Genomic DNA, 20693 nt, shown 5'->3' with positions numbered 1-20693 from the left:
AGGCCGGTTCGCTCGGCGTGTTGGTCCGGGAACCCGGCGTCAGGTGAGTCACCATCGGGTAATGAAGCTCTCCGGGTTGCTCAACCGCGCGAACCACGAACTGCCGGGTGTCACGGGCGTCGCGCGGGTCGATCGGCGGTCGGGTGACCTGCTGCGGCGGATCGGGCCGGGTGACGTCGCCGTGCTCGACCACGTGGACATCGACCGCCGCACGGCCGAGGCGCTGGTCAGCGCCGAGGTCGTGGGCGTGGTCAACGCGTCGCCGTCGATCTCCGGCCGGTTCCCCAACCTCGGGCCGGAGCTGCTGATCGAGGCGGGCATCCCGCTGGTCGACGGCGTCGGCACGGGTGTGCTGCGGGAGGTCAAGGACGGCGCGAAGGTGCGGTTGCACGAGGGCGTCGTCTACGTCGGTGAGCGCGAGGTGGCGCGGGGCGTCGAGCAGAGCGCCGACTCCGTCGCCGACGCCATGATCGAGGCCAAGGCGGGCATGGCCGCGCAGCTGGAGGCGTTCTCCGCCAACACCATCGAGTTCCTGCGGCGCGAGCGGGCGTTGATCCTCGACGGCGTCGGCGTGCCCGAGGTCTTCGTGCCCGTGCGGGACCGGCAGGTGCTGGTCGTCGCGGGCGGTCCCCGGCACGCCGAGGAGCTGCGGAAGCTGCGCAAGTACATCCGCGAGTACCGGCCCGTGCTGGTCGGCGTCGACGCGGGCGCCGACACCCTGCACGACGCCGGGTACGCGCCGGACATCATCGTCGGCGACCCGGACGGCATCGGCACCGAGACGTTGAAGTCCGGGTCCGAGGTGGTGGTGCCCGCGCACCCGGACGGGCACGCGCCGGGGTTGGAGCGCATCCAGGACCTGGGCATCGGCGCGGTGACGTTCCCCGCGTCGGGCAACGCCGAGGACCTGGCGCTGCTGCTGGCCGAGGCGCACGGCGCGTCGCTGGTGGTCACCGTCGGGTTGCGCGCCGGGTTGCGCGAGTTCCTGGACCGGGGGCACTCGGGTTCCAACCCGTCGACGTTCCTGACCAGGTTGAAGCTCGGCAGCAAGCTCGTGGACGGTGAGGCCGTCGCCACCCTGCACCGCAGCCGCGTGTCGTTCGGGGTGATGGCGTTGCTGGTGCTGGCGGCCGTGATCGCGATGGCGGCGGCGCTGGCCGTGTCCGGGGTGGGGCAGGCGTACGTCGACGTGGCCGTGGACGCGTTCCGCTCCGCGGTCGACTGGTTCAGGGGGTTGTTCTCATGATCTCGATGCGGTACCACATCGTCTCGATCACCGCGGTGTTCCTCGCCCTGGCCGTCGGGGTGGTCCTCGGGTCGACCGCCATCAGCGGCCGGCTGCTGTCGGGGCTCACCGACGACAAGTCCGCGCTCGGCCGGGAGGTCGCCGATTTGCAGGCGGCGCAGAACGGGTTGAGCGCGAAACTCGCCGACGCCGACCGGTTCGCGTCGTCGGTCGGGCCGTTGGCGGTGAAAGGGGCGTTGGCCGACCGGACCGTTGTTCTGGTGACGACGGCGGACGCGAAACCGAATGACCGGGATGCCCTGGCCGAATTGCTGCGTGCCGCCGGCGCCACCGTGACCGGTGAATTGCAGTTGACGGATGCTTTCACCGATCCCCGGAAAGCGGACCAGTTGCGTGACCTGGTGGCGCGTTTGCAGCCGGCCGGGACGCAGTTGCCGACCGGGGCCGACCCGGGCACGCGGGCGGGCGGGTTGCTCGGGGCGCTGCTGCTGCTCAACAAGGACAACAACGGGCAGCAGGCGTCGGCGGACGAGACGGCGGCGGCGTTGGCCGGGTTGTCGTCGGCGGGTTTCGTGAAGCCGGGGCAGGGGTTGCGCGCGGCGCAGCTGGCCGTGGTGCTCACGGGCGGCGCGGTGGAAGGCGATTCGGCCGCCGACCGAGCCGCCACGGTGGCCCGCTTCGCCACCCAACTGGACCGCTCCGGTGCCGGTGCGGTGCTGGCCGGTGGCGAGGGTTCGGCCAACGGCACGGGGGCGGTCGGGGTGGTGCGCGCGGACACGGCGGCCACTTCTGTGCTGTCCACGGTGGACAACGTCGGCACGTCGGCCGGGCGGGTCGTCGTGGTATTGGCGCTGCGCGAACAACTGGAAGGCAAGTCGGGCCGCTACGGCGTGGCCGGCAACGCCGAATCCCCGGCGCCGGGGGTGGTCGGCTGAATCGCGGGGGGCGGTTTTGGTTGTCCTGTTCGGGCAAGTCCACACTATTCGGTGAATGGGTGGGATTTTGGGCACTAATCGCGGGGTACGCTCGTTGCCGTAAATAAAACGGACGGCCCACGGCGCCCACCGCCACGTCCAGCCCCGCCGACCACACCGTTCCGACGCCCAGGACCGCCTCGCCCGTCGCCGATGCGCCCCTCGGCGGAGCACCGACCGGCCGCTGAGGAGCGGACGTGGGGGGAGCGCCGGAAAGCGCCACGGCCAGGGAACTGGGCGAGATCGGCCGTGGGCATGGGCATGGCCATGAGCTGGTCGGTCGAGGTCGAGGGGCCGGGCGGGGTCGAGCGGGGTGGACCTCACGCTCCAGCGCCTGCGGGTGCCAGCGCCTGCGAGTGCCTGCGCGACAGGCGTGCCGACGCGCTGTGACTCACCCGGATCGCCCGCAAGGTCGTCCGCGGCGTGCCCGCTGTCGGCGCAGTCCGACAATCGGGCCAGGCCGATCGCCTCGGCCAGCGCGGATAGGCTTCGGCCGGGCGAGTCCTGCCGGGGTCGAGTCCTGCCGGGGACGATCGGCCTGAGGCCGAAGAAGCGCCCTCGACGGCATGTGCGCGTGTTGCCCAGGCGCAGCGGCGTGGGCGCGTGTTGCGCAGGAACGCCTCCACCGGACCCGACGCCCCCGCTGCGCACCGCGCCCTGCCCACGCGCCCGCCGGATCAACGCCGCCGGGCTCCGGCGATCGTGCGCCCACCCAGTCGACACCGCCCTGGAACGGCAACCGCGCCCCATCGCCGACGCCATCACCGACGACCTCGCCGCGCACGTCATCCCGGACCGCGGCCGCACCGGGAGCCGCTCAGCCGCCTCACGCCCCTCCTCACGCCCCTCGCTCGGGGGAACCGCTCAACTCGGGAGGACCGCGAACCGGCGTAGGCCATCCGGGTGACGGCTTCCCGGACGGGCAGCGCGCTCGGTGACCGGCGGCGTGTTAGCGTTAGGGCCCGTGGACAGGGCCGGTCGCCCTGCGGAACTTCAGACCACGGGGAGCCTCCTTGGTGCTTCAGGCACGTACGACCAAGCACGTTTTCGTCACCGGGGGCGTGGCCTCCTCCCTGGGCAAGGGACTCACCGCCTCCAGCCTCGGCCAGCTCCTGACGTCCCGTGGTCTCCGGGTCACCATGCAGAAGCTGGACCCGTACCTCAACGTGGACCCCGGGACGATGAACCCGTTCCAGCACGGCGAGGTGTTCGTCACCGAGGACGGCGCCGAGACGGACCTCGACATCGGCCACTACGAGCGCTTCCTGGACCGCGACCTGTCCGGCGACGCGAACGTCACCACCGGCCAGGTCTACTCCGAGGTCATCGCCAAGGAGCGCCGCGGCGAGTACCTCGGCGACACCGTCCAGGTCATCCCGCACATCACCGACGAGATCAAGCGCCGCATCCGCGCCATGGCCGAACCGGGCCCGGACGGGGTGGCGCCGGACGTCGTCATCACCGAGGTCGGCGGCACGGTGGGCGACATCGAGTCGCTGCCCTTCCTGGAAGCCTGCCGGCAGGTCCGGCACGACGTGGGCCGCGACGACGTCTTCTTCCTGCACGTCTCGCTCGTCCCGTACCTCGCGCCGTCGGGTGAGCTGAAGACCAAGCCGACGCAGCACTCCGTGGCCGCGCTGCGCAACATCGGCATCCAGCCGGACGCGATCGTGTGCCGCGCGGACCGGGAGATCCCGGACTCGTTGAAGCGCAAGATCGGCCTCATGTGCGACGTCGACACGGACGCGGTGGTCGCGGCCGTCGACGCGCCGTCCATCTACGACATCCCCAAGGTCCTGCACGGCGAGGGCCTCGACGCCTACGTGGTGCGCCGCCTCGGCCTGCCGTTCCGCGACGTCGACTGGACCGTGTGGGGCGACCTGCTGGACCGCGTGCACAACCCGTCCGAGAAGGTCCGCATCGGCCTGGTGGGCAAGTACGTCGACCTGCCCGACGCGTACCTCTCCGTCACCGAGGCGCTGCGCGCGGGCGGTTTCGCGCACCACGCCAAGGTCGAGGTGGTGTGGGTGCCGTCCGACGAGTGCCAGACGCCCACGGGCGCGGCGCACGCGTTGGCGGGCCTGGACGGCGTGCTGATCCCCGGCGGCTTCGGGGTGCGGGGCATCGAGGGCAAGATCGGCGCGATCACGCACGCCCGCACGCGTGGCATCCCGCTGCTGGGCCTGTGCCTCGGCCTCCAGTGCATGGTGATCGAGGCCGCGCGGAACCTCGCGGGCATCGCCGACGCCAACTCGTCGGAGTTCGAGGAGACCGGGTCGCCCGTCATCAGCACGATGGCCGACCAGGAGGACGTGGTCTCCGGGCAGCGCGACATGGGCGGCACGATGCGCCTGGGCGCGTACCCCGCGCACCTCGCCGCCGGCTCGCAGGTGGCCCTCGCCTACGGCGCGGCGGAGGTGTCGGAGCGGCACCGCCACCGGTACGAGGTGAACAACGCCTACCGCGACAAGCTCGCCAAGGCGGGCCTGGTGTTCTCCGGCACGTCCCCGGACGGGCGGCTGGTGGAGTTCGTCGAGCTGCCCGCCGACGTGCACCCGTTCTTCGTGGCCACGCAGGCGCACCCGGAGCTGAAGAGCCGGCCGACGCGACCGCACCCGCTGTTCGCGGCGTTCGTGAAGGCCGCCCTCGGCTACCGGCTCGCCGACCGCCTGCCGCTGACCGAGCCCGTCACCGCGGCGGCCCAGTGATGCGGCACGAGTTCACCACCGTCTCCACGCGGGACGTGCACCTCGGCCGGGTCGTGGCGCTGCGGGTGGACGAGGTCGCGATGCCCGGCGGTGGCACGGCGCGGCGCGAGGTGGTCGAGCACCTGGGCGCGGTGGCGGTGGCGGCGGTGGACGACGACGGGCACGTCACCCTCATCCACCAGTACCGGCACCCGCTGGGCAAGCGGCTGTGGGAGCTGCCCGCCGGGCTGCTCGACGCGGCGGGCGAGCAGCCGGTGGACGCGGCCCGCCGGGAACTGGCGGAGGAGGTGGGGCTGGCGGCGGCCGAGTGGTCGACGCTGGTCGACGTGGCCGCCTCGCCCGGTTTCACCGACGAGGTGGTGCGGGTGTTCCTCGCCCGCGGCCTGTCGGAGGTGGAGCGGCAGCACATGGGCGAGGAGGAGGCCGACCTGGAGACCCGCCGGGTCCCGCTGGACGAGGCGGTGCGGATGGCGCTGGCCGGCGAGATCGTGAACGGCGCGGCCGTCGCCGGTGTCCTCGCGGCGCAGGCGGTCCTCGCCGGCCGGGCGCGGGCCCGGCCGGCGGACGCGCCGTTCGAGGACCGCCCGACCCGCTTCGCCGCGCGCCAGGGCACCGGGAGCTGACGCGGTGCTCGTCGACCGGTGGCGGCGGATGGGCGCGGGTGTGCGGGGCCCGCTGGTCGTCGCCGCCGGTGCGGCGGTCGCCGGGGTCGGGTTGTTGTTCTTCGACCCCAACTCGCCGCGGTCGGTGTGGCCGCCGTGCCTGCTCTACGCGTTGACGGGCATCCAGTGCCCGGCCTGCGGCTCGACCCGCATGGTGCACGCGCTGCTGCACGGCGACCTCGCCGCCGCCTGGCACTTCAACGCGGTGGCGCTGGTCGGCGGGCTGCCGCTGCTCGGGTGGCTGTGGCTGCGCTGGTTCCGCGCCGCCCGCCGCGGTGAGCGCGCGCCGCGGGTGCCGCGCGTGGTCGGGGTGCCGGTGGTGGTCGTGGCGGCCACGTGGATGCTGGTGCGCAACGTCCTCTAGTCGCGGAGCCGGCGGCCCTGGCTGTCGGTGCCGCCGTTCACCAGCAGGATGATGCCGTCGACCAGCGACCAGATGCCGCACCCGCCGCACGTCAGGAGCTGGGCGATGCCCATGCCGGTGTCGCCGATGTAGAACCGGCCGATGCCGAACGGCAGCACGAGTTGCAGCACGCCGGCGGCGATGCGCGACTTGTCCGACAGCGGCTGCCCGGTCAGCGGGTCCACGCCGTACGGGGCGTAGGGCGCGTAGGGCGTGTAGGGCTGCCCGTATGGCGGCGGGTAGGACGTGGTGTAGTCGGTGGGCGGCGCGTAGTGGGTCTGCGGCGGTGGCAGGAACTGCGGGTGCGGTCCGGGCAGGTCGCGGAACAGGGCGTTGAGGTCCGCCGCCGTCTGCGCGCCGGTCGCGTAGCCGACGCGCTGTTCGTACTCGCCGATGTCCAGCCGACCGGCCGCGTAGTGGTCGTTGAGCGCGCTGATGGCCGCTTCGCGCTGCTGGTTGCCGATGCGCACATGTTCCGACACGGCTCCGAACGCTAACAGGCGGGTCGGCGATTCGACGGCGGACCGCGCGAGCGGCAGACTGCTGGTCGTGATCACACCCCGCAACGCCGTGGCGGACGCGATCACGGCGTTCCTCGACCACCTCGCCGTGGAGCGCGGCACGTCCCGCAACACCCTCGACTCCTACGCCCGCGACCTGCGCCGGTACGCCGAGCACCTGGCGCGCCGGGACGTGACCGACCTGGCCGGGGTCACGGAGCAGGTCGTCGGCGACTTCCTGGCGGGCCTGCGGGAGGCGGGGCTCGCCGAGTCCTCCGCCGCGCGCACCCTGGTCGCGGTGCGCGGCCTGCACCGGTTCGCCCACCTGGAGGGTCTTACCGCGCACGACCCGGCACGCGCCGTGCACCCGCCGACCCCGCCGCGCCGCCTGCCGAAGGCGCTGCCGGTGGACGACGTGCTGAAGCTGCTGGACGCGCCGGCGACGGTGCGCGACCGGGCGCTGCTGGAGCTGCTGTACTCCACCGGCGCGCGGATCTCGGAGGTGGTCGGGCTCGACGTGGACGACGTGGACACCGCCGACCGGACGGTGCTGCTCGACGGCAAGGGCGGCCGGCAGCGCCTGGTCCCAGTGGGCAGGCCGGCGCTGGACGCGTTGGGGGCCTATCTCGTGCGTGCCCGCCCTACACTGCTCAAACGGGGCACGCCGGCGCTGTTCCTGAACGCCCGCGGCGGGCGGCTGTCCCGGCAGACCGCCTGGCAGGTGCTCAAGACCGCGGCGGAGCGGGCCGGCCTCACCGCCGAGGTCTCACCGCACACGCTGCGGCACTCGTTCGCGACGCACCTGCTGGAGGGCGGTGCGGACGTGCGGGTGGTGCAGGAACTGCTCGGCCACGCCTCGGTGACCACGACCCAGGTCTACACCCTGGTCACCGTGAACACGCTGCGGGAGGTGTACGCGACCGCCCACCCCCGTGCGACCGGCGGAACGTGAGCCGGCCACGGGTATCGTGGGCGCACCCGCTCGGACGCCGGTCTTCCGGGTGACGTCCAGGGGGTGACCGCCGACGCCGCAGGACCCAAGCCCGCGACAAGCTGGAGGAGCCGTGCCGGTGCCGAACATCGACGAACCGGACACCGCCGACATCGAACTCGGGGCCGTGCTGCACGCGTTGAGCGACCCGACCAGGCTCGCCGTCGTGCTCCAGATCGAGGCCGACGGGGAGCGCTGCTGCGGCGCGCTGGCCGTGGAGGTCGCCAAGTCCACCCTGTCCCAGCACCTGCGGGTGCTGCGCGAGGCGGGCATCACCCGGACCAGGGCGTGCGGCAACCAGCGGTGGGTGTCGCTGCGCCGCGACGACCTCGACGCGTTGTTCCCGGGCCTGCTCGACGTGGTGCTCAAGGCCGCCGACCGGACCCCGGTCGCGCGGTGAGAATCGCTCGCCCCGGCTACGGCGAGGCGCGTTGCCGGTGCCGCGCGGTGTGCCTAGGCTGCGCCCAGGCAGAGGACTAGGAATCGGGAAGGCGATGTCGACACCGGAGCACGCGGGCCAGGCGTGGGGTCCTCCGCCGCCGCCACCCACGCGCACGTCCGGTGTGCCGCGCGCGTCGGTCGAGCTGAGCCTCGCGCCGCACGCCGCGCCCGCCGACGACGACGCCACCGAGCAGGCGGTGGGCGACATAGGCCCCACCGGCCGCCCGCTGCGCCACGTGCCGGACCCGCCGCTGGTCGCCCACCACGGGCCGGCACGCATCCTGGCGGTCTGCAACCAGAAGGGCGGGGTGGGCAAGACCACGTCCACCATCAACCTGGGCGCGGCGCTGACCGAGTTCGGCCGACGCGTGCTGCTGGTCGACTTCGACCCGCAGGGCGCGTTGTCGGTGGGCCTCGGCGTCCACCCGCACCAGCTCGACCAGACCATCTACAACGTGATCATGGAACGGGACGTGACCGTCCGGGACGTGATCATGCGCACGCCCGTCGAGGGCATGGACCTCCTGCCGAGCAACATCGACCTGTCGGCGGCGGAGATCCAGCTCGTGTCGGAGGTGGGGCGCGAGCACACCCTCGTGCGCACCCTGCGGCCGGTGATCGACCACTACGACTACGTGCTGGTCGACTGCCAGCCGTCGCTCGGCCTGCTCACGGTGAACGCCCTGGCGGCGGCCGACGGCGTCCTCATCCCGCTGGAGTGCGAGTTCTTCAGCCTGCGCGGGGTGGCGCTGCTGATAGACACCATCGAGAAGGTCAGGGAGCGGTTGAACCCGAAGCTGGAGATCACCGGCATCCTCGCCACCATGTTCGACCCGCGCACGCTGCACTCCCGCGAGGTGATGGCGCGGGTGGTCGAGGCGTTCGGCGACGTCGTGTTCGACACGGTGATCAACCGCACCGTCCGGTTCCCGGAGACCACGGTCGCCGGCGAGCCGATCACCCGGTGGGCGCCGCGCTCGGCGGGCGCGAAGGCGTACCGCGCGCTGGCGCGCGAGGTGATCGCCCGGTGACCCGACGCCCCTCGCTGCCGGGCGCCGCCGAGCTGTTCCGCCGCACCGCCCCACCGGTCGCCGACGTGCCGGAGCACGCCGGGGAGCCGTCCGCGCCGCGCCGCGGCTCCGGCAGGCAGAAGCACTCCACCAAGATCACCGTGTACGTGTCGGACGAGGAGCTGCTGGCCCTGGAGCACGCCCGCCTCGCGTTGCGCGGCGAGCACGGCCTCGCCGTGGACCGGGGTCGGGTGGTGCGCGAGGCCATCGCGATCGTGCTGGACGACCTGGAGGAGCACGGCGACGCCTCGTCGCTCGTGCGCAGGTTGCGCGAGCAGTGAGCGGTGGCGCACCGGCCGACCGCGTCCCCGCGGGGGACCCGGCGTCGGCGGAGGGGGAGGGCGGCGCGGCGGCGCCGGACGGCCGGTTCCAGGTCCGGCTGACCAACTTCGAGGGTCCGTTCGACCTGCTGCTCCAGTTGATCTCGCAGCACACGCTGGACGTGACGGAGGTGGCGCTGCACCGGGTCACCGACGACTTCATCGCCCACATCCGGGCGCTGGGCGACCGGTGGGACCTGGACGAGACCACCGAGTTCCTGGTGATCGCGGCGACCCTGCTGGACCTGAAGGCGGCACGCCTGCTGCCCGCGGGCGACGTGGAGGACGAGGAGGACCTGGCGCTGCTGGAGGCGCGGGACCTGCTGTTCGCCCGGCTGCTCCAGTACCGGGCGTACAAGCAGGTCGCGGCGTTGTTCGCGGAGCTGGAGCAGGGCGCGTACCGGCGTTACCCGCGCTCGGTGGCGTTGGAGGAGCGGTTCGAGGGGCTGCTGCCGGAGGTGATGCTCGGCGTGGACGCGCGGCGGTTCGCCGAGATCGCCGCCGCCGTGTTCCGCCCCAAGCCGCCGCCCACCGTGTCCACCGCGCACGTCCACCAGCACCGGGTGTCGGTGCGTGAGCACGCCGCGCTGCTGCGGGAACTGCTCGCCGAGCGCGGCACGATGACGTTCGCCGAGATCGTCGCCGGGTGCGCGGAGACGATGGAGGTCGTGGCGCGGTTCCTGGCGCTGCTGGAGCTGTACCGGGAGCAGGCGCTCGCGTTCGACCAGCCCGACCCGCTGGGCGAGTTGCGGGTCACGTGGGTCGGCGGCACGGTGGCGGAGGCCGCGGCGCACGCCCGCGACGAGGACGAGGAGTACGGGTGACCGAGCCGGGTACCGAGGTGGCCGAGGGGTTGCCGGACCTCACCGACGACGCCGAGCTGGCGGGCGCGCTGGAGTCGGTGCTGCTGGTCGTGGACACGCCGATCGACGAGAAGCAGCTCGCCGGGGTGTTCGAGCAGCCGGTGCGCCGGGTCACCAGGGCGCTGCACGAACTGGCCGCGCGTCACACCGAGCGGAACAGCGGGATCGACCTGCGTAGAATCGGTGACGGCTGGCGGTTCTACACGCGGGACCGCTTCGCGCCATTCGTGGAGAAGCTGCTGCTCGACGGGCAGCGGGCGAAGCTCACCAGGGCCGCCCTGGAGACCCTCGCCGTCATCGCCTACCGGCAGCCCGTGACGCGGGCCCGGATCGCGGCGGTGCGCGGGGTGAACGTCGACGGGGTGATCCGCACGCTGGTCGCGCGCGGTCTCATCGCCGAGACGGGCACGGACGCCGACACGGGTGGCATCCTCTACCGCACGACCGAACTGTTCCTGGAGCGGTTGGGGCTGTCGTCGCTGGACGACCTGCCCCCGATCGCTCCCCTGCTGCCTGAAGTGGATGCGATCGACGATGTCTGACCAGGGACCCGAAGGGATTCGGCTCCAGAAGGTGCTCGCCAAGGCGGGCATCGCCTCACGACGGGTGGCCGAGGAGCTGATCGACCTCGGCCGCGTCCAGGTGGACGGCGAGGTGGTCCGCGAGCAGGGCCGCCGCATCGACCCCGACAAGGCCGTGGTGCACGTGGACGGCGTGCGGGTGGTGCTCAAGGACGACGTCGTCACGCTCGTGCTGAACAAGCCGCGCGGCGTGCTGTCCACGATGCACGACGAGCAGCACCGGCCGTGCGTCGGCGACTACCTCGTGCAGCGCAAGGAGCGCCTGTTCCACGTCGGCCGGCTGGACGCCGAGACCGAGGGGCTGCTGCTGCTCACCAACGACGGTGACCTGGCGCACCGCCTGATGCACCCGTCGTACGGGGTGTCGAAGACGTACCTGGCGGAGGTGCCGGGCCCGGTCGCGCGGGACGTCGGCAAGCGCCTGCGCGCCGGTATCGAGCTGGAGGACGGCCCGGTGCGGGTCGACTCGTTCAAGCTGGTCTCGTCGGCGCCGGGCCGGGCGCTGGTGGAGGTCGTCATCCACGAGGGCCGCAAGCACATCGTGCGCCGGCTGCTGGAGGCCGTCGGCCACCCGGTGGAGAGCCTGGTGCGCACGGCCGTCGGCGAGGTGCGGCTGGGCAACCAGCGCCCCGGCTCGATGCGGGTCCTCAACCGCCAGGAAGTCGGCTCCCTGTACAAGGCCGTCGGCCTGTAGGCACCGGGACGGCGGTGCGGCCGGTCGTGGCGCCGCCGCTCCGCCGTTCGGGTTTTCCCGGCCCGCGGTCGGCGTTCCGGTGCCGCGGCGGGCCGTTGCGCCGTTCGGCCTCGGTGCCGTTGCTCCGCGCCGCCGCCGTTCGCCTTCTCCCGTGAGCGCGGCTGTCGGCCGTTCGGCGACACCCGCTGCTCCGCCGGGACGTGCCGCTCCGCGTGCGCCCGGCCCTGTCGGCACAACCGATCCGACCCGCGAGCGCTGCTCCGCCCGGCCCGGCCCCGTTGCTCCGGTCGCGAAGCGCACGACGCCGGTCCACGCACCTCCCGGACGTCCGTCCACAGTGGACCAGGGGTCGCCGCCCCGTCCGCCGCGACCGCTGCGCGGAGTGATCATGCCGCCACCAGGAGCGTCGGACATTCGTCACAGTGATTTCTCGTGCACGCATTGTCGCGACGGGGGGTGACTCTCTAGATTGAGCCGCGTTGGCTCGGGTTGATCAACTGGAAGTAGGCGTTGCGCGTGCGTGCGCTCACCCGAGGGCTGCTCGGTGTCGCCGGGTTCCTCGTCGTCTGGGAGCTGTTCGGCCGGTCCGGGCTGGTTCCCGCGGAATATCTGCCACCACCCACCGTGGTGGGAGTCGAGTTAGTCGGGCTCCTGGGTGACGAGGCGTTCTTACGCGACGTCATCGCGACCGTGCTCGCGCTGCTGATCGCGGTCGGACTGTCCACCGGCATCGCCGTCCCCTTGGGACTCGTCCTGGGCAGCGTCCCGGCCGTGCGGCACGCGACGCGCGCCGTGGTCGAGTTCCTGCGGCCCATCCCGTCGGTGGCGTTGATCCCGCTCGCGATCCTCCTGCTGGGCATCGGCCCGGAAATGAAGATCACGCTCGCCGTGTACGCGGCGGTGTGGCCGATCCTGTTCAACACCATCTACGCGCTCGACGAGCTGGACCCGCTGCTCGTGGAGACGGCCCGGGTGTTCGGCACCGGGCGGGTGCGGGTGCTGTTCTCGGTGGCGCTGCCCAGCGCGCTGCCGTTCGTCCTCACCGGTGTCCGGCTGGCCGCCACGACGTGCCTGGTCGTGCTGGTCAGCGTCGAGCTGCTGGCCGGCGGCTCGCGCGGGCTCGGGCAGTTCATCATGGACTCGCACAGCGGCGTCGGCCGCATGGACCTGGTCCTCGCCGGGACCGTGGTCGCGGGCGTCATCGGGTTCCTCGTCAACGAGGGCCTGGAACGCGCGCAGCGGCGCTGGGTCGCGTGGAGTTCGGCCACCGGAGGCCGCCCGTGAACCGGTTCGCACAGCGCTGGCTCGTGTTCGCGGGCCTGGTCGTGGCGTGGGAGCTGGGCACGTGGTTCGCCGACGACCCGTTCTTCCCGCGCCCCACGGTGATCGCCGACGCCGCCCGGGGGCTCTGGCTGTCCGGGCCGGTCGACCAGCTCTACCTGTCCGACGCGGTGTTCCAGCACGTGCTGCCGAGCATCGGCCGGCTGCTCGGCGGCTGGGCCATCGCCGCGGTGATCGGCGTCGCGATCGGCGTGGCGCTCGGCCGTTCCGCGACGGCCATGCAGTACGCCGGACCGGTGCTGACCTTCCTGCGGTCGGTGCCACCGCCGGCCCTGGTGCCGGTGTTCCTGCTGGTGTTCAACGTCGGCACGCAGATGCAGCTCGCCACGATCGTCTTCGGCGTGCTGTGGCCGATCCTGCTCAACAGCGTCGACGGCGCCCGCTCCGTCGACACGACCAAGTACGAGACCTCGGCGGTGTTCCGCATCCCCAAGGCGCAGTGGGTCCTCGGTGTCGTCCTGCCGGCCGCCGCACCGAAGATCTTCGCCGGACTCCGGGTCAGCCTGTCGCTGTCCCTGGTGCTCATGGTCGTCTCCGAACTGGTCGGCACCGACAACGGGATCGGGTCGCAACTCCTCGTGGCACAGCGGGAGTTCGACTTCCCCGACATGTGGGCCGGGATCGTCCTCTTGGGAATCCTCGGCTACGCCCTCAACACCGTGCTCCTGGCCTTCGAGCGCCGCGCCCTGTCGTGGCAGCCGAAGCGGGAGCGCACCCCCGCGACGGTGGAGGATTGACATGACCGCGATGCTGTCCGTGGCCGAACTCGGCCACACCTACCAGGCGAAGGACGGTGCCCACACCGCCATCGCCGACCTCTCGTTCGAAGTCGGCGCGGGTGAGCTGGTCTGCGTCGTCGGCCCGTCCGGCTGCGGCAAGTCCACGCTGCTGCGCACCATCTCCGGTCTGATCCGGCCCACGCGGGGCGAGGTGTCCCTGCACGGCGACGCCGTGCGCGGCGTGCCGGAGGACCTGGCCGTGGTGTTCCAGGACTACAGCCGCTCGCTGTTCCCGTGGCTGACGGTGCAGAAGAACGTCGAGTTCCCGCTGAAGCGGACGCTGGGGCGCGCGCAGCGCCGTGCCCGCGCCGCGGAGGTGCTGGAGCTGGTCGGGTTGGGCAAGGCGGCCCGCAAGTACCCGTGGCAGCTCTCCGGCGGTATGCAGCAGCGGGTGGCGATCGCCCGCGCGCTGGCGTACCGGCCGGCGCTGCTGCTGATGGACGAGCCGTTCGCGTCGGTGGACGCGCAGACCCGGTTCGAGCTGGAAGACCTGCTGCTGAAGGTCAAGGAGGAGCACGACACCACGGTCCTGGTGGTCACCCACGACATCGACGAGAGCGTGTACCTGGGCGACCGCATCCTGGTGCTCTCCGGCTCACCGGCGTCCGTGGTGGCCGATCTGCGGGTCGACCTGCCCGCGCCGCGGGAGCAGATCGCCACGCGCGAGTCGGAGGCGTTCGTCGCGCTGCGCGGCGAGGTGGCGCGCCTGCTGAACGTCGGCAAGGGCGCCGAGGAGCTGCGGGCCCGCCGCAAGGCCGACGAGCGGTCCGCGCGGAAGTGGGCCGAGGCGGAGCGCGCCGAGGTGTCCCGCGCCGAGGCGGAGGACCGCGCGGCGACCTCCTGAGGACGCGGAGAACCCTTGCGCGACAAGCGGAACGGGCGGTCCTGGCCGGACCGCCCGTTCCGCGTGCCTTCAGGGACCGACGTAGTTCTGCGCGAAGTACCCGGCGGACGAGCCGGACGCGATGAGGTGTTCGAGGCGTGCCTGCCCCAAACGGCTCAGGAACGGTTCCGGCGAGCGGTGGAGCATGAACACCATCCACTGCGAGAACTCCTGGGCGCGCCACACGCGGCGCAGGCACGTCTCCGAGTAGGCCGCCAACCCCGTCTCGTCGCCCGCCCGGTGGTACGCGGTCAACGCCTCGGCGAGGACCTCCGCGTCGTGCAGGGCGAGGTTCATGCCCTTGGCGCCCACCGGCGTGATGATGTGCGCGGCGTCGCCGAGCAGGTAGAGGTTGCCGTGGTTCATGGGTTCCACGACGTGGCTGCGCATGTCCAGGATGCGCTTCTCGATGATCGGGCCCTCGGTGAGCGTCCAGTCGGAATCACGCAGCGCGAGCCGCTTGCGCAGCTCCGCCCACACCCGCTCGTCCGGCCAGTTCTCCACGGTGTCCTCCACCGGGACCTGGAGGTAGTAGCGGGAAACCGTTGCGCTGCGCAGCATGTGGCCCGCGAAGCCGTCCGGGTGCAACGCGTAGATCACCTTGTGCGTGGACGGCGGCGCCTCGGCCAGCACCGACAGCCACTCGATCCCGTGCTGGTGCGAGAACTCCTGGATCGCGCCCGCCGGGATGCTGCGCCGCGTCACGCCGTGGAAGCCGTCCGCGCCCGCGATGAACGAGCAGTCCAGCCGCTCCTCCCGGCCGTCGGCGGAAGTCCACGTGAGCGCCGGCTCCGCACTCCGGATGCCGTGCAGCGCAACGTCCGCGACGCCGAACCGGATGTCGCCGCCGCTGTTCACGTACGCCCGAACGAGGTCCTTCACCACCTCCTGTTGGGGGTACACGTAGTGCGTCTGTCCGTCGTAGAGCGACGAGTAGTCCACCTCGTGCGCGCGCCCCTCCACGCGGAACTCGCACACCCCGTGCCGATCCGCCTCCCGGAGCAACCGGTCCGCCAACCCGTGCCGCGTCAGCATCTGCACCGCGCGGTGCTCGATGACGCCCGCCCTGGGCCGTGTCTCGATGTGCTCCCGTGTCCCGCGTTCCAGTACCACACAAGGGATTCCCGCCTGTCGCAACAGGTTCCCCAACGTCAGGCCGGCCGGTCCCGCGCCCACGATGCCCACCGGGCGCCGGTTGCTCTGTACGGCCCATTCCCCAACAAGATCGCTCACCGCGTACCCCAACCTCTGGACAGCCTGTGCAAAGATGCTCACCGAAGGTAGTGGATCAGCCTTCGAGTGTCGGTCGACCGGGGTCTTGCCGAACCGCCCGAAGTCACTTTGAGTGGTTCCGCCCCGACCCTCCGTCGCCCGTGCATCCTGCCCCCGCAATGTCGCCACTCCAACAGGAGATGTCCCCCATGACTCGTAGAGTCGGCCTCTCGGCAAGAAAGATCGTCGGTGGACTGTCCGCGCTCGCGATGCTCGCCGTGGTCTCCGGCTGCGGTCTGCTCGGCGGTTCCGAGGAGAAGTCCGCCGACGCCGGCGCCTCGCCGGGCAAGGTCGAGAAGAGCAGGATCAAACTGGGACTGCTCCCGATCCTCGACGTCGCGTCGGTCCACGTCGCGATCAAGAAGGGATACTTCAAGGAGGAGGGCCTCGACGTCGAGGCGGTCTCGATCCGGGGTGGCGCCGCGGCCATCCCCGCCCTGATCAGCGGCGACATCGACATCACGTTCGGCAACTGGGTGTCGTTCTTCGCCGCCGAGGCCAACGACGCCGCCCGCTCCGTCGAGGGCCTGAAGCTGATCAGCGACGGCTACCAGGCCAAGTCCGAGATGTTCCTGATCCTCACCAGCTCCGACTCGGAGATCAAGTCGCCGAGGGACCTGGCGGGCAGGACGATCGCGATCAACACGTTCGGGAACATCGCCGAGCTGACCGCGAAGGCGACGTTGGAGGCCAACGACGTCGACCCGAACACGGTGAAGTTCAAGGAGTTCAACTTCACCGACATGCAGGCGGCGGTGCAGAACAAGACCGTCGACGCCGCGTTCATGGTCGAGCCGTTCATCAGCAAGGCGCAGCGCGCGGTCGGCGCGGTCACCGTCATGGACGCCGCGTCCGGCCCGACCGAGGGCATCCCGGTCGCGGGCTACGGCACGACCGGCAAGTTCGCGCGGGAGAACCCCGGCACGGTCGCCGCGTTCCAGCGCGCCATGGCCAAGGGCCAGCGCGACGCCGCCGACCGACCCACGGTCGAGCCGCTGCTGGTCGAGTACGCCAACGTGGACAAGGAAACCGCGAGCCTGGTCCACTTCGGCGAGTTCCCGACCACGCTGGACGCGACCCGCTTGCAGCGGGTGGCGACGCTGATGAAGACCTACGGCCTGCTGGAGAAGGAGTTCGACGTCAAGCCGATGTTGTTCGGCCCGAGCGGGAGCTGACCGGGCCCGCGGGGGAGCCCGGCTCCGGGCTCCCCCGAGCGCGGTGTTCTTCCGGTGGGGTGGCGGCAGGGGGAAATGCCCACCGAGTAGGCTTAGCGATCGTTTAGCCGACGTGTTCAACCGGTGCGGGACAATGGTTGATTTGCAAAATACCGCGTTCCTGGGCCGAACGGCGGTATCACGAACGGTGGTTGTCCACCAAGATCCACCGGGTTTGTAGGGATGTTCGTCAACTGGCTGGGGGGCTGGGGAGTGTGCTGACGGTGCGCGGTCACGATGACCACGCCTCCGGGAGAGAACCGGAGCGGATCGAGCCCGAAGAGGTCGCGGACGCCGTTCCGCCCGATCCGGGTCCGGGCACGGGCACCACGGTGCGGCCCGCCGACCGGGGTGTCTCCCGGTTCCGGCTGCGGAACTGGCGGCTGCGCAGCAAGCTCGCCGTGGTGCTCCTGGTGCCCGCCCTGAGCACGCTGACCCTCGCGGGTCTGCGGCTCGACACGCAGCTCGAGCAGGTCGAGCTGTTCGGCAAGGTGCAACGGGAACTCCGCTTATCCGCGCAGGCGGCGGCGGTGTCCGACGCGCTGCAACTGGAGCGCGACGCCGCCGTGTGGTTCGTCGCGGGCGGGCGGTCCGACAACGCCGCGGAGCTGCTGACCCGCGCGGGCAAGGTCGACCAGGAAGTGGGGCGGTACCGGGACGTCGCCCGGAACACGGCGGGCATCGACGACGCGGTGTTCGAGTCGTTCCAGAAGTCGTTACAGGCGTTGGACGGCCTGCCCTCCTTGCGCAACACGACACAGACCACGCAGTACCCCGACATCTCGGTGGCAAGCGCCTACGCGCAGGTGCTCAACGCGCTGGCACAGGTGCACCGCGCCACCTCGAGCAGTCTCAGCAACGAGATCATCACTCCGCTCGCCGGTGCGAACCAGGCGCTCTACAGCGCCAAGGAGCAGCTCTCGCAGCAGAACGCGATCCTCCTGTCCGCCGCGAAGCGCGGCGAGTTCGCGCCGGGCCAGGAGAACGCGCTGCGCGCCGCCCAGTCGCGGCTGGACGCGGCGCTCGCCGATTTCGCGAACACCGCGAGCCAGGAGAACCGCCAGCTGTACTCGGACGTCGTGTCCGGCGGCTCCGTGGACGCCCGCAACCGGCTGGTGCAGCTCTCACTGGTGCAGCAGGCCGAATCCGACAAGGTGTCCATCGCGGACGCCGAGGTGATGCGCGTCGGCGAGGAAACCGCGGGCCTCATCCGCAAGGCCGCGCTGGACATCGAGGGCCAGGCCGACCGGGCGTCGGTCGAGCTGGCCGAGGCCGCGAGCGCGTCCGCGTGGCGTGACGCCGCGCTGGTCGCGGTGGCGCTGGTGATCGCCTTCGCCCTCATGGCTTTCGTCGCGCGGTCGATGCTGACGCCGCTGCGCCTGCTGCGCCGGTCCGCGATGGACGTGGCGCGCAACCGGCTGCCGGAGGCGATCAAGCGCATCCGCACGCACCGCGACCCGGGCCGCGCCGCGGAGGAGTCGCTGGTGCCGGTGCCGATCCACACCACCGAGGAGGTGGGCCAGGTGGCGCGGGCGTTCGACGCCGTGCAGCGCGAGGCGATCCGCCTCGCGGTCGAGCAGGTGGCGTTGCGCGCGAACGTCAACGACATGTTCATCAACCTGTCCCGCCGCTCGCAGGCGCTGGTGGAGCGGCAGATCACCGTCATCGACCGGCTGGAGCAGGACGAGCAGGACCCCGACCAGCTCGCGTCGTTGTTCGAGCTGGACCACCTGGCGACGCAGATGCGCCGCAACAGCGAGAACCTGCTGGTGCTCTCCGGCACCACGGTCAACCGCCGGGTCACCCGGCCGGTGCCGATCTCCGAGGTGCTCGGCGCGGCCGTGTCCGAGGTGGAGAAGTACGCCCGCGTGCAGATCGCGCCCGCGCCCGAGATGCGGGTGCAGGGCCGCGTGGTCAACGACCTCGCGCACCTCATCGCGGAGCTGCTGGACAACGCGACCGCGTTCTCCAAGCCGTCCACGAAGGTCACCGTGCGGGCTATCGAGACGCGGCGCGGCGAGGTGTCCATCCGCATCCACGACCGCGGTGTCGGTATGCAGGAGCAGGACATCATCGAGGCCAACGCCAAGCTCGCCGAACCGCCCGAGGTCGACGTGTCGGTGGCCCGCGAGATGGGCCTGTACGTGGTCGGCCAGCTCGCGAAGCGGCACGAGATCCGGGTGACGCTGAACAACAACGACGACATAGAGGGTGGTGTCACGGCGCAGGTCGTGCTGCCGGTGTCGTTGCTGCACCGCGGTCCCGAGCAGGCGCAGCCCCGGCCCGCGCTGCCCGTCCAGGCCGAGCCCGGCCCGGAGGAGAGCGGGGTCGCGGTCCTCGCCGGCGTGCCGAAGTGGACGCCGGACCAGGCGCCCGCGTCGTTCGCCGGCCCGGCACGCGCGGCGGAACCCGCGCCGACGTCGTTCCCGCACACCGTGGCGACGCCCGCCGACGACGGGCCGAACTACTTCCAGGTCGAGCGGACTCCCGCCGAGGACCTGTTCACCGCCACCGTCGACGAGACCGTGCCGCCACCGGACGGCGCGATCGACTACTCCTACCCCGGTGCGGCGAAGGCACCACCCGTCGTGGTCGAGGTGGACGAGGACGACGCGTCCACCCAGCGGCTGCCGATCTACGAGGACGTGCTGTCACGCTGGTTCCAGGGCGGCGAGGGAGCGGAGGCGCCGGTGCACGGCGAACTCACCGACGACGTGCCGCCGGAGTCGCCCGCGGAGAAGACGATGTTCGCCGACCGGATCGACCTGGTCGGGCCCGACAACGAGGCGGAGTCGCCCGCGCCGCGTGCCGACCGACCGGCGGCCCGCGGTGCGGACAAGGTGGGTCGGGTCGGTCCCGAGCCGACCGCCGCCGGGCTGCCCAAGCGCTCGCCGGCGCCGTCCCCGGTGCCCGCGGCCACCACCGGCTGGGGTCCCTCGGACGACGGCTGGACCGCGGCCAACTCCGTGCTCAAGTCCTCTGTGGACGACACGACCACGGCCGGGCTGCCCAAGCGGACCCCCAAGGCCCGCTTGATGCCCGGCTCGCTCAGCGCGCCACCGCCGCGCGCCGACGCGCCCAACCCGCCCGCCGCCAACGGCAACTCCGCCGGTGCGGCGGGGGTGGCCACCGCCGCACCGCCGCGCCGCTCCGCCGACCGGTTGCGCCAGCGGTTCGCCACCTACCAGCGGGGCATCCAACTGGGTCGCGAATCCGCCGACGACAGCCTGCCGTGGGAGGGGTTGTCGCACGGTGACGGAGAAAACCCCGGCAACCAGAGCGAGGAGCAGAAGTGACCACCGCAGCCGAGGACATCGACAACTTCAGTTGGCTGGTCGACGACTTCGTGAGCCGTGTCGCGGGCGTGGCGCACGCGATCGTCGTCTCCGCGGACGGCCTGCTGCTCGCCTCGTCCGAACGCCTGCCGCTGGACCGCGCCGAGCAGCTCGCCGCCGTCGCGTCCGGACTGGTCAGCCTCAACCTGGGCGCGGCGCGCTGCTTCGAGGCGGGTGACGTGAAGCAGACCGTCGTGGAGATGGAGCGGGGCTACCTGTTCCTGATGTCCATCAGCGACGGCTCCTGCCTGGCCGTGCTGGCCGCGCCCAACTGCGACATCGGCCTCATCGGGTACGCGATGACGCGCCTGGTGGAGCGGGTGGGCGTGCAGCTCACGCCGGAGATCCGGTCGCAGCTGCACGTCGCGATGCGCGGCTAGTCCTTCCTCGGGGCACGACAAGGGAAAGCGGAAGCA

Annotated in this window: 20 protein-coding genes; 18 read left to right on the top strand and 2 right to left on the bottom strand. The window is 71.9% G+C overall.

Annotated features, from left to right (window positions below; all coding sequences use genetic code 11):
* Positions 1-61: 61 nt before the first annotated feature.
* The 5 genes from steA (at position 62) to KZQ38_RS28610 (ending at position 5954) form a co-directional block, all read left to right on the top strand.
* Positions 62-1246 carry a putative cytokinetic ring protein SteA gene (gene steA, locus KZQ38_RS28630; protein ID WP_219446203.1) on the top strand — a complete coding sequence of 395 codons (1185 nt, stop codon included), beginning with the start codon at positions 62-64 and terminating at the stop codon, positions 1244-1246.
* Positions 1243-2181 (top strand): copper transporter, encoded by a 939-nt coding sequence (locus tag KZQ38_RS28625; protein ID WP_219446201.1) that lies wholly within the window; start codon positions 1243-1245, stop codon positions 2179-2181. The genes steA and KZQ38_RS28625 overlap by 4 nt, the downstream gene beginning before the upstream one ends.
* Before the next feature lie 1052 nt (positions 2182-3233).
* Positions 3234-4928 (top strand): CTP synthase, encoded by a 1695-nt coding sequence (pyrG, locus tag KZQ38_RS28620; RefSeq protein WP_219446199.1) that lies wholly within the window; start codon positions 3234-3236, stop codon positions 4926-4928.
* Positions 4928-5551, top strand: coding sequence for an NUDIX domain-containing protein (locus KZQ38_RS28615; RefSeq protein WP_257902401.1), 624 nt, complete (start codon positions 4928-4930; stop codon positions 5549-5551). The genes pyrG and KZQ38_RS28615 overlap by 1 nt, the downstream gene beginning before the upstream one ends.
* Before the next feature lie 4 nt (positions 5552-5555).
* The gene (locus KZQ38_RS28610; RefSeq protein ID WP_308258639.1) at positions 5556-5954 is read left to right on the top strand and encodes a DUF2752 domain-containing protein; all 399 of its coding nucleotides are present in this window, start codon (positions 5556-5558) and stop codon (positions 5952-5954) included.
* On the opposite strand, the gene KZQ38_RS28605 is transcribed toward KZQ38_RS28610, so the two are convergent.
* The gene (locus KZQ38_RS28605; RefSeq protein WP_219446195.1) at positions 5951-6475 is read right to left on the bottom strand and encodes a DUF1707 domain-containing protein; all 525 of its coding nucleotides are present in this window, start codon (positions 6473-6475) and stop codon (positions 5951-5953) included. The two genes, KZQ38_RS28610 and KZQ38_RS28605, sit on opposite strands and share 4 nt — an antisense overlap.
* Before the next feature lie 67 nt (positions 6476-6542).
* Between KZQ38_RS28605 and xerD the strand changes: the two genes are divergently transcribed.
* From xerD to KZQ38_RS28555, 10 genes are all read left to right on the top strand, one after another.
* On the top strand, positions 6543-7445 hold the full coding sequence (xerD, locus tag KZQ38_RS28600) for a site-specific tyrosine recombinase XerD (protein ID WP_219446193.1): 903 nt from the start codon (positions 6543-6545) through the stop codon (positions 7443-7445).
* Between the two features lie 118 nt (positions 7446-7563).
* Positions 7564-7884, top strand: a complete 321-nt coding sequence (locus KZQ38_RS28595; protein ID WP_219446191.1) for an ArsR/SmtB family transcription factor — start codon at positions 7564-7566, stop codon at positions 7882-7884.
* Positions 7885-7978: 94 nt separating this feature from the next.
* A complete protein-coding gene (locus KZQ38_RS28590) occupies positions 7979-8956 on the top strand; it encodes a ParA family protein (protein ID WP_219446189.1) in 978 nt (325 codons plus the stop codon).
* Positions 8953-9276 (top strand): hypothetical protein, encoded by a 324-nt coding sequence (locus KZQ38_RS28585; RefSeq protein ID WP_219446188.1) that lies wholly within the window; start codon positions 8953-8955, stop codon positions 9274-9276. The genes KZQ38_RS28590 and KZQ38_RS28585 overlap by 4 nt, the downstream gene beginning before the upstream one ends.
* Positions 9273-10139: a segregation and condensation protein A gene (locus KZQ38_RS28580; RefSeq protein WP_219446187.1), complete on the top strand. Its 867-nt coding sequence runs from the start codon at positions 9273-9275 to the stop codon at positions 10137-10139. Before KZQ38_RS28585 ends, KZQ38_RS28580 begins: the two co-directional genes overlap by 4 nt.
* Positions 10073-10720, top strand: coding sequence for an SMC-Scp complex subunit ScpB (scpB, locus tag KZQ38_RS28575; protein WP_372452294.1), 648 nt, complete (start codon positions 10073-10075; stop codon positions 10718-10720). The genes KZQ38_RS28580 and scpB overlap by 67 nt, the downstream gene beginning before the upstream one ends.
* Positions 10713-11453: a pseudouridine synthase gene (locus tag KZQ38_RS28570; protein WP_219446185.1), complete on the top strand. Its 741-nt coding sequence runs from the start codon at positions 10713-10715 to the stop codon at positions 11451-11453. Before scpB ends, KZQ38_RS28570 begins: the two co-directional genes overlap by 8 nt.
* Positions 11454-11969: 516 nt before the next feature.
* Entirely contained in the window at positions 11970-12737 is a 768-nt protein-coding gene (locus KZQ38_RS28565) for an ABC transporter permease (RefSeq protein WP_219446184.1), read from the top strand.
* The gene (locus KZQ38_RS28560) at positions 12734-13531 is read left to right on the top strand and encodes an ABC transporter permease (RefSeq protein ID WP_219446182.1); all 798 of its coding nucleotides are present in this window, start codon (positions 12734-12736) and stop codon (positions 13529-13531) included. Before KZQ38_RS28565 ends, KZQ38_RS28560 begins: the two co-directional genes overlap by 4 nt.
* 1 nt (position 13532) lies before the next feature.
* Positions 13533-14417, top strand: coding sequence for an ABC transporter ATP-binding protein (locus KZQ38_RS28555; RefSeq protein ID WP_219446180.1), 885 nt, complete (start codon positions 13533-13535; stop codon positions 14415-14417).
* Positions 14418-14486: 69 nt separating this feature from the next.
* Here KZQ38_RS28555 and KZQ38_RS28550 read toward each other — a convergent pair whose 3' ends face one another.
* Positions 14487-15641 (bottom strand): 4-hydroxybenzoate 3-monooxygenase, encoded by a 1155-nt coding sequence (locus tag KZQ38_RS28550; protein ID WP_308258638.1) that lies wholly within the window; start codon positions 15639-15641, stop codon positions 14487-14489.
* A gap of 236 nt (positions 15642-15877) precedes the next feature.
* Here KZQ38_RS28550 and KZQ38_RS28545 point away from each other — a divergent pair, with 236 nt between their 5' ends.
* The 3 genes from KZQ38_RS28545 (at position 15878) to KZQ38_RS28535 (ending at position 20657) form a co-directional block, all read left to right on the top strand.
* Entirely contained in the window at positions 15878-16903 is a 1026-nt protein-coding gene (locus KZQ38_RS28545) for an ABC transporter substrate-binding protein (RefSeq protein WP_219446177.1), read from the top strand.
* Positions 16904-17166: 263 nt separating this feature from the next.
* The gene (locus tag KZQ38_RS28540; protein ID WP_219446175.1) at positions 17167-20238 is read left to right on the top strand and encodes a sensor histidine kinase; all 3072 of its coding nucleotides are present in this window, start codon (positions 17167-17169) and stop codon (positions 20236-20238) included.
* Complete coding sequence (locus KZQ38_RS28535) at positions 20235-20657, top strand: roadblock/LC7 domain-containing protein (RefSeq protein WP_219446173.1); 423 nt, start codon at positions 20235-20237, stop codon at positions 20655-20657. The genes KZQ38_RS28540 and KZQ38_RS28535 overlap by 4 nt, the downstream gene beginning before the upstream one ends.
* Positions 20658-20693 lie beyond the last annotated feature (36 nt).

It is taken from the genome of Saccharothrix obliqua (assembly GCF_019375475.1).
Classification (GTDB): domain Bacteria; phylum Actinomycetota; class Actinomycetes; order Mycobacteriales; family Pseudonocardiaceae; genus Actinosynnema; species Actinosynnema obliqua.
The sequence above is the reverse complement of the archived record's forward strand: the minus strand, read 5'-3'. Positions and strand labels throughout refer to the sequence as shown.

Excerpts from the sequence above, each read along its gene's own strand:
- steA (WP_219446203.1), top strand. The coding sequence starts at position 62 with ATGAAGCTCTCCGGGTTGCTCAACCGCGCGAACCACGAACTGCCGGGT.
- KZQ38_RS28625 (WP_219446201.1), top strand. The coding sequence starts at position 1,243 with ATGATCTCGATGCGGTACCACATCGTCTCGATCACCGCGGTGTTCCTC.
- KZQ38_RS28615 (WP_257902401.1), top strand. The coding sequence starts at position 4,928 with ATGCGGCACGAGTTCACCACCGTCTCCACGCGGGACGTGCACCTCGGC.
- KZQ38_RS28590 (WP_219446189.1), top strand. The coding sequence starts at position 7,979 with ATGTCGACACCGGAGCACGCGGGCCAGGCGTGGGGTCCTCCGCCGCCG.
- KZQ38_RS28570 (WP_219446185.1), top strand. The coding sequence starts at position 10,713 with ATGTCTGACCAGGGACCCGAAGGGATTCGGCTCCAGAAGGTGCTCGCC.
- KZQ38_RS28555 (WP_219446180.1), top strand. The coding sequence starts at position 13,533 with ATGACCGCGATGCTGTCCGTGGCCGAACTCGGCCACACCTACCAGGCG.
- KZQ38_RS28545 (WP_219446177.1), top strand. The coding sequence starts at position 15,878 with ATGACTCGTAGAGTCGGCCTCTCGGCAAGAAAGATCGTCGGTGGACTG.